Here is a 17868-nt window from a genome sequence, read left to right on the forward strand (position 1 = left end):
AGGAGGGATGAAACTTTGAACATAGGAATTATAGGGACAGGAAACATGGGGAATATACTAATCGATGCATTTTTAGAAACCCGTGCTGTCAAACCTTCGTGCCTTACAATCATTAATCGGACGCCTGCAAAAGCATATCATATAAAAGAAAAATACCCTTCTGTTCATATAGCAAAAACAATCCCGGAAGTAATCGAACAATCACAACTTATTTTTATTTGTGTCAAGCCGATAGATATATACCCTATCCTAAAAAAATACGCTGAACATTTTTCTGATGAAACGTGCTTAGTTTCTATTACAAGTCCAATATCTCCATCACAATTAGAGACTCTCGTACCTTGCCACGTCGCGCGTATCATTCCAAGTATCACAAATCGCGCGCTCTCTGGCGCCTCACTATTTACATTTGGAGATAATTGCTCTGAAGAATGGCAACAAAAACTACTTCGTCTATTCAAAAACATTTCTACACCTCTTGTAATAGAAGAAGATATAACGCGCGTTTCATCTGATATAGCAAGTTGCGGTCCTGCTTTCTTTAGTTATTTACTACAATGCTTCATTAACGCTGCTGTAGATAAAACAAATATTACACACGAAGAGGCTACTACTTTAGTAAGTGAAATGGTCGTGGGGATGGGGAAATTACTTGAAAAAGAAATCTTCACATTACCTACCTTACAAGAAAAGGTTTGCGTGAAAGGCGGCGTTACTGGGGAGGGCATTCGGGTTTTAGAAGAGCACGTTGGAGATATGTTCCATAAGTTAATCGAGCGAACACATGAAAAATTTGATGAAGATTTAGAATGCGTTGATCAGCAATTCAATAAACACACATAATAAATACGTCATTTTCATTCCAAATCCTTTTTATAAATACTTACTTTTTTACAATACATTTTCACTTCAACTACTATTCCCACACTTTACGCATACAATCTTCAGATTATGCTAGAACTAAAAATACATCTTCTTTATAAAACAAAAGCAACCTTCTCGGTTGCTTTTGTTTTATCCGTTTTTCTTCGCCATGAAGAAAATACGCTCTGTTTGTTCTGTAACTTCAAGTCGCTCAAAATCACCTGTTACACGAAGCACTGTAAAACCTGCTTCTTCAAGCCATTTCGTTAACTCTTCCACTTGATATGCACGTTGCACGTGACATTCGTCAAACCGATGGTACACATCTTCTTCCGGATCTTGAACAAAGAATGTTAAATCATGCTCTACACTATTTGATTCTTCACCAGGGAAGCAATTCCAAATAAGAGATATTTCTTCTCCATTCACTGTATACGTTTCATTTTGAAATACATGATGTATTTTATATAAAGAATGTACATCAAATAAAAACAAACCATCTTGACGTAAATGATGAAATACTCTTCTAAATGTTTCTTGTACTCCATCTTCTTGCAATACATAATTTAATGAATCACAAAAGATGGTTACACAATCAAACTCACCTGGAACATCAAGCTCTCGCATGTCTTGTTGATAAAAAGGAATAAAGTATCCCTCTCCTCCTAGTTTTTGCTGAGCGACTGTTAACATTTCTTCTGAAAGATCGACACCTATTAAATCGTAACCCTTTTGCACAAGCGGCAGGGTTACATTACCTGTACCGCATGCTACATCAAGAATTTTTGCCTCTTTCATATCTGCCTGCTGTAAACTTTCCTCTGTAAATTCCACCCATTTATCATAAGGGACATCATTCATTAGTTCGTCGTACAACAATGCAAATTGTTCGTATTTCATTGGCCTAACTCTTCTGTAATATCTTCACGTGGCACATCGCCCCATAGACGCTCTAAATTATAGTGATTACGCTCATCTTTATGGAATACATGAGCAACTACATCTCCAAGATCAACTAATACCCAACGTGCTTCGTCAAACCCTTCCATACGTTGTACGTCGATTTGGAACTCATGTGCTTTTGATTTAATTTCACGTGCAATTGCTTGCACTTGTTTGTCTGAATTCCCGTGACAAATAATGAAATAATCTGCAATTGGTGAAATACCTTGCATATTTAGGACAACCATATCTTCTGCTCTCTTATCATCAGCTGCTTTTGCCGCTAATACTAATAAATCTTTATCGTTCATTTACTCATTTCCTCCTTGATAACTGCATTGTATGTTTGGAATGTTAATGGATAAATCGTCTGATCTTTTTCCATTAAAAATTGAATTGTTCTCTTTAACGCAAATAATAAAGCTTGATTTATATCCGTATATGCGAGTTTACGAGCCTCTTCCACTCCTGGAAACTTTCGCCCAGGTTCAATGTAATCAGCTACATAAATCACTTTATCTAACATCGTCATATTCTCATGACCACTTGTATGATATGTAATAGCTTGCAAAATTTCAGAATCCGTAATGCCTACTTCTTTTTCTACTAAGTATGCCCCAACAGGTGCATGCCATAACTCTTTGTTATAGCAAAGTAAATCTTTCGGCAAATCTTCACGTTTAATAATCTCTTCCATCTCTGAAATTGCTCTACATTTCGCATAATCATGGAATATAGCTGCCATCTCTGCTTTTTTTTCGTCCACACCGTATAACTTAGCAAGCTCAATCGCTGTCTCCATTACACCAATTGTGTGTATATAACGTTTTTCATGCATTTGTTGTTTGACAATATGCAGTGCATTCTCACGATTCATACAACCCATTCCTCTCGATATATACCTGTACTTTTTCGGGAAGTAAATATTTACACGTTTTCTTCTCCTTATATCTCTCACGTAATAAGGATGAAGAAACTGCAAATTCCGGAATTTCCACTGTAGTAATCTTATATGGTGTATGCAATGTATACCCAGGTCTTGCAACTCCAACAAACGTTACAAGATTAAATAAAGCTTCAATGTTATACCACTTCGGTAAATACTCAACCATATCCCCACCAATAATAAAGTGAAACTGCACATCCGGATACTTCTTCGTCAATTGTAACATAGTGTCATACGTATAAGATGGGCCCTTCCTACTTAGCTCTTCTAAACAAATAGAAAAGTGCTCTTCTGCCTCAGTCGCGAGCTCTAACATATGTAAACGACTTTCTACACTTGTAATATTCCGCCCTTGTTTATGTGGCGGAATCTGGTTTGGCAAGAACCATACTTCTTCCAAGTTCAAAGCGTGATATACTTCATTTGCAATTAGCAAATGTCCATAGTGAGGCGGATCAAATGTACCGCCAATGATGCCAATTTTTCTCAAAAGAAACGCCCCTTCCTTTTACATACAGCAACTCTCCTCGGTTAGGAATGAAGAGAGTTGCTATTAATAAAAGTTCAATTGGTTTCGCTCTCTACATCATTACGCATAAACGATAAAAATAGCGCATGCTAGTCTTTTTATCGAGGAAGCTTAATTTGTTTATTTTCTCTTGATTCTTTGTATAAAACGATTGTGCTTCCAATTACTTGAACGATTTCAGCACGTGCACCTTTTGCAAGTTCTTCCGCAACCTCACGGCGATCAAATTCACAGTTTTGTAATACACTTACTTTAAATAACTCACGAGCTTCTAAAGTATCTGCGATTTGTTTAATCATATTTTCATTTACTCCGCCTTTTCCTACTTGAAAAATTGGTGTTAAATGATGTGCTTGTGCACGTAAAAATCTTTTTTGTTTTCCTGTTAACATATATGTTAGCCTCCAAGCTTTTCTATAACTAATTGTTTCATTCTCTCGATATTTGGCGTGCGTCCTGTCCACATTTCAAATGCAAGTGCTCCTTGATAAACAAACATATCAATACCATTTTGAATGATTGCACCTTGCTCTTTTGCCTCACATAAAATTTTCGTTTCAAATGGATTATAAATTATATCTGATACAATCGTTCCTTTTTTTAACGAACAAATTTGTAATGGCGTATGTTCTACGTGTGGATGCATACCTATCGTTGTCGTCTGAATGATAATATCATAATTTCCTTGTTCTTCTGTCGCTTTTTCTAACGACAAAGCAACAGAATTAACATCGGCCGTACGTGCAGCAATAAGTTCCTTTGCCTTATCTACTGTACGATTGGCTACATCAATCTCTTTTACACCTACATCAGCAAGAGAAAAATAAATAGCTCGGCTAGCACCACCTGAACCAAGTAACAAAATACGTTTCCCTTGAAGTGGTTCATTACTAATTGACTGCAGCGCTCGAACAAAACCAATCCCGTCTGTGTTATAGCCAATTAATCTTCCATCCTTATGAACCACTGTATTTACTGCACCGATTTTCCTTGCCAATGGGTCAATCTCATCCAAATACTCCATAATAGCAACCTTGTGCGGAGTTGTTACATTAAATCCTGAAATACCTAATGCTTTTAAACCTCTTACTGCTTCCCCTAGCAATTCCTCTTCAACAAGGAACGCATGATAATGGGCATCCATATTCAAGTGTTCAAATGCATCGTTATGCATAACGGGTGATAATGAATGTCCAATTGGATTTCCGATTACACCATATAATTGTTTCATAAATCCCTCTCCATATTAAATTAAAGATTTACGTAGTGAAACACTTACTCCTTTTGGTACGTGTGCAACAATTTTTGCTCCTGGTTCGTTCACAGTAACCCATCCTAATCCAGAGAATACAACATCCGTTTTAGGTTCACGAATATTAAATTCGTATTTCACTAGCTCAGGCATATTTGCTAATTCTTCTGGCGTTGGTGGGCTTAGTAAATCCCCGGCATGATTTTTATATAATTCATCTGCTTTCTCAAGCTTTGTACGATGGATTGTTAAGCGATTCGAGAAGTGACAAGTAAATGCACGACGACCACCACTTACATAATCAAAACGTGCCAATCCACTAAAGAATAACGTTTGTTCTTCATTTAATTGGAATACCATCGGCTTAATTTCTTTTGTTGGTGTAATAAGCTTTAAGCTTTGCTTTCCAACATAATGAGCCATTTGGTGGTGGTTAATAATACCTGGCGTATCATATAAAGAAGACTCTTCGTCCAATGGAATATCAATTAAATCAAGTGTTGTTCCTGGGAAATGAGATGTTGTAATTACATTTTCAGTCTCATCACTAAATTCTTTAATCATACGATTAATAAATGTCGATTTCCCTACATTCGTACATCCAACAACATAAACATCTTTGCCGCCGCGATAATACTCAATAGCATCTGCTAGTTCAGCGATTCCTTGTCCCTTCGCTGCACTAATTAAAAAGACATCTTCTGGTTTTAATCCTAGCTGCTTTGCACTATAGCGCATCCAATGTTTTACTTTATCATGTTTTACTGACTTTGGAATTAAATCAGCTTTATTTCCAACAAGTAATACTTTATTATTCCCTACGAAACGATGTAAGCCAGGTAACCAGCTACCATTAAAATCAAAAATATCTACAATTTTGACTACTAATGCATCTGATTTTCCAATTCCATTTAAAATGCGTAGGAAGTCATCATCTGTTAACGATACATCTTGAATTTCATTGTAATGCTTCAAGCGAAAACAACGTTGACAAATAACTTGTTCTTTCTCTAAAGATGAGGCAGGAGCATACCCCACTTCGTTTTTATTTTCTGTTTGAATTTCTACACCGCAACCAATACATTTAATTGTTTCAGTCAAACTTTATTCCTCCCAGTTAATTAAACCTTTTTTCTTCATATTTTTCATAATTCTTCGTTCAATTTTTCGATTAAAGCGCGTTACTAATCCGTCCGTTTGTGCTACCGGTACAACTAAAATTGTATGAAGGCCTACTCGGTTGCCACCAAGCACGTCCGTCAGTAACTGATCTCCAATTACTACAACTTCATCTGGCTGCAAACGCATCTCTTGTATCGCACGCTTAAATGCGCGAACAAATGGTTTACGTGCACTATGAATAAATGGAATACCTAATGGATCAGCAAAATCTTTTACACGTTGCTCATTATTATTTGAAACGACCGTTACTTGAATGCCTTGCTCTTTCATTTCCAAGAACCATTTTTCAAGTTGCGGTGTTGCATTGGGACGATCCCATTCAATTAAAGTGTTATCTAAGTCAGTAATAACGCCTTTAATCCCACGTTTTTTTAAATCTTCTGGTTGAACATGATATACATTTTTCACATATTCATTTGGTAAAAATAGTTTCAATTTCTTTCACCTCTTTGAGGATTTTTCATAAAATTTTTCGACAACATTTTTCGATATATAACCTGTGGATAAAATTGTACACATTTTCCACATTAATTTTTCAGTTAATTTGGAATTTACTAACAAACTATACACACTTTATCCACCTAGGTATGTGGATAACCACTCGTTTGTGACTGTCATATTTTTTTGGTACATTAAATGCATCAACGAATCAATCCTTATATTATTAGGAGGTGACTCACCTTGAAAACAAAACATATGGAACAGTTATCCACTGAGTTACTCACTGAGTCTTATTATAAAGCAAAAGAACTAAAATTAAATCCCGACTTCATTTTACTTATAAAACAAGAAATCATTAGACGCTCATTAGAGGACAAGCTTGTCAAATCATCTTGATTACATATAAAGTGAAAGTTTAATCAGCCCTTACCAATTAAACAGTTAAAGGATAATTTATTGGATGCCCTGTAAAAAGAGCCATCCTACGATGGCTCTCGAATAAACAAGTACTCCCATCTAGGGGATTTCATCATTAAGTATCTTTGCCCATAACTCTTACTTACGGTTATAAAAGCTTTTCTTTATTTATGAGCTAAGCGAGTAGCTATTTTTTGACCAAGACGAAGCTCTTGTCCACTCTTTAATTCCTGCACTACTTCTATCATATCTTTTTCAAACAATAACACAACTGTTGAACCAAATGTAAAGTATGCCATTTCTTCACCTTTTTGAACAGTGTCTCTCTCATGCAAAAGCTCAATACTATTAACAAACATGGCACCTACTTTTACAAGAGCCATATGCTCGCCATCACTGCTTACTTCTGTAACAGAACGATAATTTTTTGACAGTGGTTCTTTCCCGTATTCCATACCAGCTGCATTTACCGGATATGATTTTCTACCGAGTACAAATCTTTCAGTCACAGAACCAGAAAGCGGACTATGAATGCGATGATAATGACTTGGACTCAAATAAATTACCATATATGTACCGCCTGCATATCGCGTTGCACGTTCTTCATTACCTAGCATATCCACAATTGAATAGCGCTTTCCTTTAATATCAAATGTTTTTGTATCCTCAATAGGACCTTGATCTGCAAAAACACCATCAACAGGACTAACGATACTCGATGCATCTGTATCAATACTACGCTTTCCTTCTTTTAGCTTACGCGTAAATAATTCATGCAATGTTCTATATTCCTTCAAACCCTTTTCCATCTCATCTTGATTAATTTGAAAAACTTTCGCATACGATGGAATAATGATAGAGCTCAAACGAGATTGTGCAAATTTACGTAATATATAAGAAGTAAAGCGACCATTTGTAAGTTCTATCATAAGTCGATATAATGTACGTCGCAAATTGCGAAACCCCCTAATCAGTCTATAACTTTAGTTTTCCCTTCTTTTCTTTCTATATCATATGTAAAATTGGTTCTTATTCCCACATATCATATAAAGCAGCCTTATTATACATACAGAAAACTAAGTATGGTATTATTCTTAAATTATTTAGCACCTTCTAATATTACAGATAGAATCCGTCATTTTCAACAGTGAACATGTATTTCTTCTTAGCATAACGCGTTTTCTTTTCTTATTTACAATAAGAAAAGCAGCCCATTTTAAATATGGCTGCTTCTAATACACTTTACTCTTTCGCTTTTTTCTCTTTCTCTGCCCTTACAAACTCGTGGAACATTTTCATTAAAGCACGCTTTTCAATCCGTGATACGTAGCTTCTAGAAATACCAAGCGCCTTAGCGATTTCCCGCTGTGTTTTCTCCTTATCTAGCCCAAGTCCAAAACGTTTCACAATCACTTCTTTTTCTCTTTCGTCTAAAATATCGATATACTCTTTAATTTTTTCTAACTCCATACTAAGCTGAATCATATCAATTACATCTTCAGACTCTGATTTTAATATATCAATAAGCGATATTTCATTGCCCTCTTTATCTTGCCCGATCGGATCATGAAGTGAAACATCTTTTTTCGTTTTCTTTAGTACACGTAAATGCATCAAAATTTCATTTTCAATACAGCGTGCTGCATACGTCGCAAGCTTCGTTCCCTTTCCAGCAGAATAGCTCTCGATCGCTTTAATGAGCCCGATCGTACCAATTGAAATTAAATCTTCTGCATCTTCTCCTGTGTTCTCAAATTTTTTAACGATATGAGCTACAAGCCGTAAATTATGTTCAATTAAAAGATTTCTCGCTTGAGCATCACCTTGCTCCATTAACTCTAAGTACTTTCTCTCATCATCTGATGATAACGGCTGCGGGAACGCATTATTCTTCACATAAGAAACAAAGACAAACACTTCTCGAACCATATATCCAATTGCGGCGAATAGACTCAAACCTTTCACCTCCGCCAAAATAGTGGTCTTTATTATGTGTATGTGGGCGTGAGGTTGTTTGTGTCTGTACAGTTTATTTATAAAACTCAACACTTCCAACATTTAAAATAATTTATTGTTATATTATAATTATATAAAATTGTTATTTATATATGAATATGCTATTAAAGGGGACATTATTCATGATTACATTAGAACGATTATTAAATGTAACAATTTATTTAGGAGTATTTTTACTTTTCATTTCGTTCATTACTTTTGTTATTAAAAGAGGGCCTGATTTATTATTTTTTCAATTTGGAATTTCTTTATTTTTTGGAGCTCAAATTATAACTGGAATAAAATTTTTTCATAACTATGGTTTCTCGTTTCACTCAAAACTAGAACTACTTATCTTTATTTTCTATGTAATTGGAATTATTACATGTATACTATTGTTCTTTCATTTTCAAAATCTGTATCGAATTTTTTTATTAATTTGTAGTTTTTTATTTTTAACTGGATCCAATTATTACTTTAAAGAAACATTAAATTTTAGTAAAAAAATTCCAAAGCAACATAAAACTTTTTTAAGTACACAAGAAGACTCTTTTCCAAAAGAAGTCCGTAAATTTTCAGAGGATTACAATAACATAATAAGGAATGACTTTTATGAAATACCGATGATTCCTACTGAATTACAGATTACAAGCAAAAAAGATTCTTCCCATAGTACATCTTTCTTAGTTGAACTTCATAATAGCGAGAATGAAATTACTGATGACTCTGTACAATTAACTCCATCAGACCGTTTTTATGTGCTGTTAAATACACAAAAAACAAAAATATCAAAAATAGTATATGAAGGGCAGAATTTTTTCACATTTACAGTCACACTAAAGGCTCTTAATTTACAGCAAGAACCAGAAATTCATAATATGTTTTTAGAAATAGATAAACGTAGAGCGATAAATCTTCTTAATTTTGAAATTAAAGCCCATACTAAAGAATGGAAAGTAATATTTAAAAGTGATAGTTCTCATTCCAATCTTCCTATCACATTTACTTTTGAAAAGCGAACAGGCAAATTATAAAAATAAAAAGAGTTATTTTTCAAAGAAAATAACTCTTTTTATTTTACTTACTCCAAATCTTTCTCCCAGTTTGGGCATCAATATAACGAATTTCCCGACTACAATCAAAAGGTTCTTTATATTTTTCATCTGTCGTTTGTTTGTACAGTAGTTTGTATTTCGTTTCCTCTGCATCATGATCTACAAACCATTCTAATTTAACTCGGATAGCCGCTCTGTATATTTCTAACGCTTTTTCTTTTGTTACTTTTGGTGTTGTTTCATATGTAAGTAATTTTTTTATAAAGTTGCTAGACTCCCCCGAGTAGTGCATAACAGCACCATTTTCTGCATTGATGTTGATCATAAATTGGTTATACTCTGCCAGAATATCATTTATATATACAGAAAAGATAAATCTTTCAATCCCATCTTCTTCTGCTTCCCGTTCCTCCCAAAGACGCAGATATTGTTTGATATCTGGAATAACTCGTTCTAAAAATTGAAGTGCTTTTTGTAAACATTCCTCTCTAGACAGTATTTGCTTTACTTCTTTATCATCTGTCAGTTTTATAAAACCAGTTAATTCATTGGTTAATTTATCAATTGTAACGCTAACTAAATTATTATATTTCAACATCGGTAAATGCTTGTTAAAGAATTCATTCATTAAATATGGATTCTTTTCTTCTTTCTGTTTTTGTAATTCCTCTTTCGGAACAAATTTCATCCTTATTTCATCATCATTTTCCGTCTCAACTACTTTTGTAAAACTTTCTTTATCCCAGTCAAATAAATCGAATACATCATCTTGTTGGCTACCCTTTTTTTGTTTTCTAACAGCCACTGTTGGCGGTAATTTATAATGATCTGGTCCAAATAAATCTTTACCTGTACTTGCATCAATAAATACATGACTAGGTTCTGGTACATACACAAGGTGGTACCCTTTTACTTCTTCTCCATTTTCATATTTACATAAAGAATGTGTTAAATCTACAAATACAAGCCTCATATCTTGTTTGGCCTTTAAGTTGTCTAAAACGATATTCTCCTCAACAATCTCACTTGGCCATAACGGCTTTTCTTTTATGCTTTCTCGTCCGTTATAATGAAAATTCACAACATTCCCTGAAGGATGCACTTGCACCACACATCCTGTATCCGGTAATGGATATCCATTTACTTCTTGCATATAATTTATTTCTTTCCAGCCACGCCAATCATCCTGGATAGTTACATATGTATAAAACTCTAATCCTTCTTCCACATGTTTTTTTATAAATACATTTGCAATCTCTCTTACCCTATTCTCCTCTATAACTTCCTTATCACTCGAAAAATAATTTCCATCATCTATCCTAAATTCAATTAAATTACCAGTATGTCTATTCAATGTAATTTGTATCGTTCTCTCCTGATCCTCTTTATGCTCCCACCATAATAGATGATACGGGTCATCAACCCCTTCTTGATCATCTACAACAAGACTATATTCATCTGGAATGTTAATAATATGAGCCACTCGCTCTTTTCTTTCCTTATCTTTTTGATTCATCATACCGCTCCCTTTATTACATTTTAAGGTAATTATAACAAACAAAACCAAGGAACTATAAAAAAAAGACTAGAGATATCTCTAGTCTTTTACTTCGTCTCACGATGTAACGTTACTCGCTTTAATCGTGGACAATATTTTTTTAGTTCGATGCGTTCTGGATTGTTTCGTTTATTTTTCTTAGAAATGTAATTACGATCGCCGCACTCCGTACAAGCTAATGTAATATTTACACGCATATTTAATTCTCCTTTCTTTCAAAGATCGCAACTAAAACGTAATGATTACGATTTATATATTATAAAACTTCATTCTATTTGTCAATTGCAAAAACAAGAAGATTCCATTTAGAATCCCCTTGTTTTTATAGTTAAATCAATTTTGTCCCGCATTAACGGGCAGTAAGACCCCCACTAATTAACAGTTTCACTTTATTAAAACGATTCGTATGTAACAAATTCACTAATCGGCTTTCGATATCCTCGTGGGCGAGTTTTAGTCATATCACTTTTTCCTATCGTAATCATTAAAACAGGTACTATATGCTCCGGCATATTTAATTCACTTTGTACTGCTTTTTCATCGAAACCAATCATTGGACATGTATCATAGCCATAATATTTAGCTGCGTACATAAAAGTCATCGCGCTTAACGAAGCATTTCTAATCGCTTCATCCTCCATGAAACGCTCTCCTTTTCCTTCATATAAACCTTTCGTTTGCCTAATTGTATCTTCATATTCACATTCATCAATCATTTTTAAAACTTTCATACCGAAGTAAATATTTTCAACATTTTGGTATGCTTTTTTATCACCACAAACGAGCACTACCGCTGATGCACTCGATACTTTATATTGACCGAAAGCTAATTCTTTTAATCTTTCTTTTCGCTCTTGATCACGAATTACAACATAATGTGTGTGCTGCAAATTATAGCAAGATGGAGAAAGCTTAGTTAACTCAAATATTTTTTTAAAATCCTCATTAGGGATTTCTATACCTTGTATAAATTTCATTGCAGAACGTCTAGCGATTGCTAATTCTTCAAAGTTCACCATATATCCTCCTCAATAACTATAAATTCAAATATACATTAATTTATACAAATAGATAAATCAAATAAAAACACTTTAAATCCGAATAATAATTATGATTAACAGCAAAAAAGACAAAAAGCTGAAACAATTAGTTCATACGAAATTCACACGAATCTATTACTATAGAAACTGTACATAGTGAACTTATTAACAATCACGTTTATTTATATAAAATCTTACTCGAAAGGAGTTGAAAGTATGAAAACTAAATATCGCTTTATGATCTCATCATTTGCTGCTTGCGCTTATATGATTTGGTATTTAGTATAATAACGACCTCACTTGCAAATAGGAAAAGGTGTGTATATAAATGGAATATAATCAATCAACAGTTAACTACTGGAAAGCTTTTGTATTACCATATACATTTGCTTTAGAAGAGTTAAAAACTAAATTTGAAATTATGAACCGGGAAGCTCAATTTCTAGAGGATTACAACCCGTTTGAACATATAAAAACAAGACTAAAACAACCTGAAAGTATTATTAAAAAACTAGAGCGCAAAAGCTTATTACCAACAGTTGAAAACGCTCAAACACATTTACAAGATATTATTGGTATTCGTATTACATGTTGCTTCGTAGAAGATATCTATCATTTGAAAGAAGTCATTCAAAAACGCGAAGATATGGAAGTCATCGAAGTAAAAGATTATATCGCTAACCCAAAACGAAACGGATATAAAAGTTTACACATGATTATTAAATACCCTTTATCACTAAATTCTGGTACAAAAGATGTATTTGCAGAAATTCAGTTACGTACACTAGCAATGGACTTTTGGGCAAGTTTAGAACACAAACTTTATTATAAATATGAAGGGAAAATACCGGAGTATTTAAAAGATGAACTACATGATGCAGCAATGAAAGCTGAAGATCTTGATAATAAAATGGCCACAATCCGTCAAGATATTGATGATATTGAGGCATGCTCAAATCAAATTATGCTACCACTATAAAAAAAGGTTCTCGCCAATGAGAACCTTTTTTCTACCATTTTGGGAAGTACGACTCCTACACTTATTAAAGTTTCACGTTATTTTTTCTCTATTGTTCGAACCTCTTCAATCTTCCATTTATCCTCTTCTTTTCCAAGGGCATACTGTACTTTTTTTTGAAGAGTGATACTGTCGTCTACTTCCTTTTCTTTCGTTTCAACAATAACATACCCTACTTTACTAACTTTCATATCTATATGTTCCAATTCAATTTTCTTATTTCCCTTTTGAAATGCGGCTTCTTTTTGTGTTTTTAAGTCTTCAGCACTAGGCATCTTCTTTGAAAATAACTCCATATGTTCTGCAAGATTTTTTTCATTCGTCGTTCGCACAAATGTATGAATAACATCTTGAATAGATCTCTCTTCTTCTTTTGTTATTTGTACCTTTTCCTCAGTTTTTTTAGTAGTAGATTTTTGTTCTACATTATTCTCTTCTTGTTGACATCCAACTAGTAATACTACAAATACTAAAAGGAATCTTAATTTCCTAAATAAATTTTTCATATTCCCAACTCCTAAAAAGAAAAGTGAGGCATTTCGCCTCACTTTCGCTCTTAATTAGCGTCTTCCTTTATTCGGATCGCCGCCGCCAACAATATCAAAGACACGTTTCGCTATATTTGTATTCTCTTGAACGCCAGAGAACAAGTATTTACCTGGACCAAATGCATATACGTTCACATCTTCCCCTGTATGTCCACCCGTTGTCCAGCCTGTAACCGAGCGCTTATTGAAAATATCTTCAATTGCATTATCAATCTTTGTTACATCTTTTGAAGGAGCTATATCATTTACAGCTTGAATTTCTTCTGGAGTTAATTGTAAATCAATATACTTTTTCAATGTTTCTTCTACATTTGCACCTTTTGCAATCTCATTTGCCATAAAGTCTGGTGTACGCTTTGCAGCTTTAATTGGATCTACTTTAAAGTTATACTCGCCATTGGCACCTAAAGATAATCCACCAGTAGCGTGATCTGCCGTTGCAACAACTAACGTATTTTTATCTTTTTTCGCAAACTCAATCGCTGCTTTGAAAGCTTTTTCGAAGTCTTCCATTTCACTCATTGCACCAACAATATCATTATCATGTCCAGCCCAGTCGATTTGACTTCCTTCCACCATTAAGAAGAAACCATTTTTATTTTTGTTCAAACGCTCAATTGCTGCATTAGTCATTTCTTCTAATGAAGGTGTTTTCTCATTACGGTCAATCATTTTATCTAATCCACCTGGTGCAAATAAACCAAGAATTTGATCATTTTTATCATTTAACAATTGATCTCGATCCGTTACATAGCTATAACCAGATTTCTTGAACTCTTCTGTAAGATTACGATCTTTTCTAACAAAGTTCTTTACGCCGCCGCCAAGCATAACATCTACTTTATGCTTCCCTTTAATTTTCTCATCAAAATAATCATTTGCAATTGCGTCCATATTTTTACGGCTAATGTCATGCGCACCGAAAGCAGCTGGTGTTGCATGTGTAATTTCAGAAGTTGCAACGAGCCCCGTTGATTTCCCTTTTTCTTTCGCTTGCTCAAGAACTGTTTTCACTTCCGCTTTATCATTATCAACTGCAATTGCAGCATTATATGTTTTAATCCCTGCTGACATAGCTGTTGCTGCCGATGCAGAGTCTGTAATATTTTCATGTTCATCTTCTGGGTATGTTTTTTGTGTTCCTACAAGATGCTTATCAAATTCTGTAGATTCCATTTCAAAGGTTTTTGGATTATCTTTCATATAACGGTGAGCCGTCATATATGAAGGGCCCATACCATCCCCAATTAATACGATAACATTTTTAATCTTTGCATTGCTTCCGTTCTCATCTGCATTAACCTCACTAGAACGAGTAAAATTCCATGTTGCTACCGAAGTAACTGCTAATGATGCCACAACTGCAAATGGCCATGCTTTTTTCACAAACTTTTTCACTGTCTTGTCCCCCTAATTAGGTTATTCATTTCCCACTATCAAATTTAATGGAAGACTATTAAGAGAAAATTAGCTGTATGTAAATTTTTTGTTAACTTATGTAAATATCAGTTATAATTTGTATAACTTTGTCTTTTTGTATCAATCATCCCGCCCTTTACAATTTAAATATAAACAAGTTGGATTTCATTTAACGTAAATCTCTTTTTTTACATTTTGACTCTATTTTTATGAAAATAAATAGAAATGCGGTGAGCCTTTATGAAAATAGTAAAGCTAAATGAGTCTTTTATTTTTGAATTACTTAATCTTTGCAAATCTGTTGGATGGTTACACGATGAAATTTTTATGAAAAAACAATTCGAAATGTATCTTTCTATCGGCACACTTGTAGGTTACATTCATGAAAACAAACTCATTGCGACTGGAGGAGTATTTCCCTTTCCAAGTAACTTCGCTTCCATTGGTATGTTAATCGTTCACCCTAATTTTCAAGGACGCGGATTAGGGCGCATGTTGCTAAATCATTGCTTGGAACAAATTCATCCAAAACAACCCATTGCACTTATTGCGACAAAAGCTGGCGAACCTCTATACACATCATGTGGATTTCAAACAGCAACAACGATTCATCGTTTTGAAAAGCAGACTATTAAGACGTATCCTTCTCACTTACAACAAGTACAAGAAGAAGACCTTATATCTCTTACTTCTCTGGATCAAATTGCAACTGGTATGAATCGTTCTCTACTTTACTCTTTGCTATTACCAAGGGTCGTATACTCTTTTAAAATTGAAAGAAATAACTGTATAGAAGCTTTTTCATTATGCATACAAAAGGGCAATATATTATGTATCAATCCACTTATCGCCAAGCAAGAAGAAGATGCTATCCAATTATTAAAAAAGATATGTGAATGTTGGAATGGTATAGTACGAATTGATGTTCCACACTCACAATTTACATTTCGTCAATTTCTTCAAACAGAAAATTTCCAAGAAACGCTCCTTTCACCTCTTATGATAAAAAATGGTAGCCAACTTCCTGGAAATCGTAATATGCTATTTGCTATGATAGATACAGCGTTATGTTAGAAAGGAGACACCTAATTGAAGCGATTTAGCTATTTTATGGTAGGTTGTCTTACTCTTACACTATTAGTAGGATGTAGTGCAGCAGAAAAGCCAGTAGAACAAGTAAAACAAGTTAAAAATACAATTACAGCGAAACTAGCTACCGAGGAAAAAATGGTAGAAATAGATGGTCAAACCATTTACTTTAAAAAGATTGGTAATAAAAAACCACCTTTACTTATGATTCATGGCTTTGGAGGGTCATCAGATGGTTTTCAAAAGATTTACTCCGATTTAGCAAAAGATCATACAATTATTTCTGTAGATGCTTTAGGATTCGGGCGCTCATCTAAGCCAATGGATTTTTATTATTCTTTTCCAACTCATGCAAATTTGTATTATAAATTAATGAAAAAACTAGGGTATGATTCATTCGCAATACTGGGGCATTCCATGGGGGGAGAAATTTCTCTAAATTTAACATATTTATATCCTGAAGCAGTTTCTCACCTTATTTTAACTGATGCTACAGGTGGCCCTCATACATTCGTTAATAAACAAGGCTCACCAAAACCACAATTGTCGACTGATTTAAATGCCGTTTCTTCTATTACAGATTATGATGAAAGCAAAGTGAAATTCAAACGTAATGATGAAGAGCATTATAATAAAATGAAATTATGGCCTAGACGTCTTAAAATTAATGCAAATGAAATAAAACAGCCAACTTTAATTATATGGGGCAGAAATGATAGTAGCGTTTCCTGGAAAGAAGGAGAAACGTATCATCAATTCTTAAAAAATAGCACTTTACATATTATTGAAAAAGGTTATCATGCACCATTTCGCCAAGAACCACAAGAATTTGTCGGGTATGTAAAAGATTTCTTTAAGAACAATCCGATCAAAGTTGAAAAATAACATAAACGGGTATCTCAAAATGAGATACCCGTTTTCATATATTAAGCAGCTTGCTTTTGGCGTTTTGGAGTTTTTGATCCTAATACTTTCGGGATAACGAAGCCATCCATTCCAAATTTCCCAGCGTTCATACCGGAAACAAGAACAAACATAGATAAGATAACCATCTCAGGGTTCACACCAATTGACCCACTAAACATATAGGAAAAGTTCATTACAAGACCAAAAAAGACCGCTGTTTTTGTTAAACAGCCTACAATTAAACCAATTCCGACTAAAATTTCTCCCCATGTTACAAGTGTATTAAACAAATCTACATTTGGAATTGCAAATTCTTGTAAGAATGATGCCCACCAAGATTGAACAGCCGGTTGTGCACCTTTAGATTTTTCAATTGCCCCTTGCAAATAACCTGTTGCATCGAATCCTTTTCCTTGTAGTTTACCGATTCCAGCCATTAACCATGTGTAACCAAGATATACTCGAATTACTGCTAATGCAAAAGAAACTGCTTTGTTTTCTCTTAAAAATTGAATAACCATATCTTCCTCCTAAAGTTGTAATTAAGTTAGTTACAGATAATATAATAACATTAGTTACTTATTTTTTAAACGTTAATTATGAATAATCTGTGACATGCGTATGAAACATTAAAAACTAACGTTTATATAGTAACTTTTATTACCTG

General features: G+C 34.0%; 22 protein-coding genes. 6 read left to right on the forward strand and 16 right to left on the reverse strand.

Annotated elements, in window-relative coordinates; genetic code table 11:
• Positions 1-15 precede the first annotated feature (15 nt).
• Positions 16-843, forward strand: a complete 828-nt coding sequence (comER, locus tag ACUL40_RS13975) for a late competence protein ComER (RefSeq protein WP_001020554.1) — start codon at positions 16-18, stop codon at positions 841-843.
• Between the two features lie 171 nt (positions 844-1014).
• On the opposite strand, the gene ACUL40_RS13980 is transcribed toward comER, so the two are convergent.
• The 8 genes from ACUL40_RS13980 to ACUL40_RS14015 form a co-directional block, all read right to left on the reverse strand.
• Positions 1015-1764 carry a class I SAM-dependent methyltransferase gene (locus ACUL40_RS13980; RefSeq protein ID WP_000873069.1) on the reverse strand — a complete coding sequence of 250 codons (750 nt, stop codon included), beginning with the start codon at positions 1762-1764 and terminating at the stop codon, positions 1015-1017.
• A complete protein-coding gene (gene rsfS / locus ACUL40_RS13985) occupies positions 1761-2117 on the reverse strand; it encodes a ribosome silencing factor (RefSeq protein WP_000998173.1) in 357 nt (118 codons plus the stop codon). Before rsfS ends, ACUL40_RS13980 begins: the two co-directional genes overlap by 4 nt.
• Positions 2114-2683 carry a bis(5'-nucleosyl)-tetraphosphatase (symmetrical) YqeK gene (gene yqeK, locus ACUL40_RS13990; protein WP_001078477.1) on the reverse strand — a complete coding sequence of 190 codons (570 nt, stop codon included), beginning with the start codon at positions 2681-2683 and terminating at the stop codon, positions 2114-2116. The genes rsfS and yqeK overlap by 4 nt, the downstream gene beginning before the upstream one ends.
• Positions 2673-3242: a nicotinate-nucleotide adenylyltransferase gene (gene nadD, locus ACUL40_RS13995; protein WP_001226046.1), complete on the reverse strand. Its 570-nt coding sequence runs from the start codon at positions 3240-3242 to the stop codon at positions 2673-2675. The genes yqeK and nadD overlap by 11 nt, the downstream gene beginning before the upstream one ends.
• Before the next feature lie 137 nt (positions 3243-3379).
• Positions 3380-3673, reverse strand: a complete 294-nt coding sequence (gene yhbY / locus ACUL40_RS14000; RefSeq protein WP_000955224.1) for a ribosome assembly RNA-binding protein YhbY — start codon at positions 3671-3673, stop codon at positions 3380-3382.
• Positions 3674-3678: 5 nt separating this feature from the next.
• Positions 3679-4512 carry a shikimate dehydrogenase gene (gene aroE / locus ACUL40_RS14005; protein ID WP_000812076.1) on the reverse strand — a complete coding sequence of 278 codons (834 nt, stop codon included), beginning with the start codon at positions 4510-4512 and terminating at the stop codon, positions 3679-3681.
• A gap of 15 nt (positions 4513-4527) precedes the next feature.
• The gene (gene yqeH / locus ACUL40_RS14010; protein ID WP_000140799.1) at positions 4528-5634 is read right to left on the reverse strand and encodes a ribosome biogenesis GTPase YqeH; all 1107 of its coding nucleotides are present in this window, start codon (positions 5632-5634) and stop codon (positions 4528-4530) included.
• Between the two features lie 3 nt (positions 5635-5637).
• Positions 5638-6150 (reverse strand): YqeG family HAD IIIA-type phosphatase, encoded by a 513-nt coding sequence (locus tag ACUL40_RS14015; RefSeq protein ID WP_000765314.1) that lies wholly within the window; start codon positions 6148-6150, stop codon positions 5638-5640.
• Between the two features lie 246 nt (positions 6151-6396).
• On the opposite strand from ACUL40_RS14015, the gene ACUL40_RS14020 reads away from it, so the two are divergent.
• A complete protein-coding gene (locus ACUL40_RS14020; RefSeq protein WP_000850094.1) occupies positions 6397-6552 on the forward strand; it encodes a sporulation histidine kinase inhibitor Sda in 156 nt (51 codons plus the stop codon).
• A gap of 185 nt (positions 6553-6737) precedes the next feature.
• On the opposite strand, the gene ACUL40_RS14025 is transcribed toward ACUL40_RS14020, so the two are convergent.
• Positions 6738-7526: a phosphatidylserine decarboxylase gene (locus tag ACUL40_RS14025; protein WP_001255003.1), complete on the reverse strand. Its 789-nt coding sequence runs from the start codon at positions 7524-7526 to the stop codon at positions 6738-6740.
• A 289-nt stretch (positions 7527-7815) separates the two neighbouring features.
• Positions 7816-8529, reverse strand: a complete 714-nt coding sequence (gene sigK, locus ACUL40_RS14030) for an RNA polymerase sporulation sigma factor SigK (protein WP_000051382.1) — start codon at positions 8527-8529, stop codon at positions 7816-7818.
• A 152-nt stretch (positions 8530-8681) separates the two neighbouring features.
• Between sigK and ACUL40_RS14035 the strand changes: the two genes are divergently transcribed.
• Positions 8682-9602, forward strand: coding sequence for a hypothetical protein (locus ACUL40_RS14035; RefSeq protein WP_002198192.1), 921 nt, complete (start codon positions 8682-8684; stop codon positions 9600-9602).
• A gap of 43 nt (positions 9603-9645) precedes the next feature.
• Here the strand turns inward: ACUL40_RS14035 and ACUL40_RS14040 are convergent, their stop codons facing one another.
• The 3 genes from ACUL40_RS14040 to ACUL40_RS14050 all read right to left on the reverse strand — a co-directional run bounded on the left by ACUL40_RS14040 (position 9646) and on the right by ACUL40_RS14050 (position 12200).
• Positions 9646-11142: a YcdB/YcdC domain-containing protein gene (locus ACUL40_RS14040; protein ID WP_033690635.1), complete on the reverse strand. Its 1497-nt coding sequence runs from the start codon at positions 11140-11142 to the stop codon at positions 9646-9648.
• An 86-nt stretch (positions 11143-11228) separates the two neighbouring features.
• Positions 11229-11378 (reverse strand): 50S ribosomal protein L33, encoded by a 150-nt coding sequence (gene rpmG, locus ACUL40_RS14045; RefSeq protein WP_001265617.1) that lies wholly within the window; start codon positions 11376-11378, stop codon positions 11229-11231.
• A gap of 195 nt (positions 11379-11573) precedes the next feature.
• On the reverse strand, positions 11574-12200 hold the full coding sequence (locus ACUL40_RS14050) for a nitroreductase family protein (protein ID WP_000245983.1): 627 nt from the start codon (positions 12198-12200) through the stop codon (positions 11574-11576).
• A 349-nt stretch (positions 12201-12549) separates the two neighbouring features.
• Between ACUL40_RS14050 and ACUL40_RS14055 the strand changes: the two genes are divergently transcribed.
• Complete coding sequence (locus ACUL40_RS14055) at positions 12550-13200, forward strand: GTP pyrophosphokinase (protein ID WP_000456230.1); 651 nt, start codon at positions 12550-12552, stop codon at positions 13198-13200.
• A gap of 77 nt (positions 13201-13277) precedes the next feature.
• Here ACUL40_RS14055 and ACUL40_RS14060 read toward each other — a convergent pair whose 3' ends face one another.
• Both ACUL40_RS14060 and ACUL40_RS14065 read right to left on the reverse strand, forming a co-directional pair.
• Positions 13278-13745: a hypothetical protein gene (locus ACUL40_RS14060; RefSeq protein WP_000792894.1), complete on the reverse strand. Its 468-nt coding sequence runs from the start codon at positions 13743-13745 to the stop codon at positions 13278-13280.
• A 54-nt stretch (positions 13746-13799) separates the two neighbouring features.
• Positions 13800-15185, reverse strand: a complete 1386-nt coding sequence (locus tag ACUL40_RS14065) for an alkaline phosphatase (RefSeq protein ID WP_000714912.1) — start codon at positions 15183-15185, stop codon at positions 13800-13802.
• Between the two features lie 261 nt (positions 15186-15446).
• Between ACUL40_RS14065 and ACUL40_RS14070 the strand changes: the two genes are divergently transcribed.
• Together ACUL40_RS14070 and ACUL40_RS14075 are read left to right on the forward strand one after the other, a co-directional pair.
• Positions 15447-16280, forward strand: coding sequence for a GNAT family N-acetyltransferase (locus ACUL40_RS14070; protein ID WP_000706688.1), 834 nt, complete (start codon positions 15447-15449; stop codon positions 16278-16280).
• A 15-nt stretch (positions 16281-16295) separates the two neighbouring features.
• A complete protein-coding gene (locus ACUL40_RS14075) occupies positions 16296-17180 on the forward strand; it encodes an alpha/beta fold hydrolase (protein WP_139019742.1) in 885 nt (294 codons plus the stop codon).
• A 41-nt stretch (positions 17181-17221) separates the two neighbouring features.
• Here the strand turns inward: ACUL40_RS14075 and ACUL40_RS14080 are convergent, their stop codons facing one another.
• Complete coding sequence (locus ACUL40_RS14080) at positions 17222-17722, reverse strand: DoxX family protein (protein ID WP_000236592.1); 501 nt, start codon at positions 17720-17722, stop codon at positions 17222-17224.
• Positions 17723-17868: the final 146 nt, after the last annotated feature.

It is taken from the genome of Bacillus sp. KNSH39, from assembly GCF_052656585.1.

Bases quoted from the DNA above. Each gene is read 5' to 3' on its own strand.
- ACUL40_RS14050 (WP_000245983.1), bottom strand. From the start codon at position 12,200: ATGGTGAACTTTGAAGAATTAGCAATCGCTAGACGTTCTGCAATGAAA.
- ACUL40_RS13980 (WP_000873069.1), bottom strand. From the start codon at position 1,764: ATGAAATACGAACAATTTGCATTGTTGTACGACGAACTAATGAATGAT.
- ACUL40_RS14080 (WP_000236592.1), bottom strand. From the start codon at position 17,722: ATGGTTATTCAATTTTTAAGAGAAAACAAAGCAGTTTCTTTTGCATTA.
- ACUL40_RS14035 (WP_002198192.1), top strand. From the start codon at position 8,682: ATGAATATGCTATTAAAGGGGACATTATTCATGATTACATTAGAACGA.
- yqeK (WP_001078477.1), bottom strand. From the start codon at position 2,683: ATGAATCGTGAGAATGCACTGCATATTGTCAAACAACAAATGCATGAA.
- yhbY (WP_000955224.1), bottom strand. From the start codon at position 3,673: ATGTTAACAGGAAAACAAAAAAGATTTTTACGTGCACAAGCACATCAT.
- ACUL40_RS14060 (WP_000792894.1), bottom strand. From the start codon at position 13,745: ATGAAAAATTTATTTAGGAAATTAAGATTCCTTTTAGTATTTGTAGTA.
- rpmG (WP_001265617.1), bottom strand. From the start codon at position 11,378: ATGCGTGTAAATATTACATTAGCTTGTACGGAGTGCGGCGATCGTAAT.
- ACUL40_RS14040 (WP_033690635.1), bottom strand. From the start codon at position 11,142: ATGATGAATCAAAAAGATAAGGAAAGAAAAGAGCGAGTGGCTCATATT.
- ACUL40_RS14055 (WP_000456230.1), top strand. From the start codon at position 12,550: ATGGAATATAATCAATCAACAGTTAACTACTGGAAAGCTTTTGTATTA.
- ACUL40_RS14070 (WP_000706688.1), top strand. From the start codon at position 15,447: ATGAAAATAGTAAAGCTAAATGAGTCTTTTATTTTTGAATTACTTAAT.
- rsfS (WP_000998173.1), bottom strand. From the start codon at position 2,117: ATGAACGATAAAGATTTATTAGTATTAGCGGCAAAAGCAGCTGATGAT.
- aroE (WP_000812076.1), bottom strand. From the start codon at position 4,512: ATGAAACAATTATATGGTGTAATCGGAAATCCAATTGGACATTCATTA.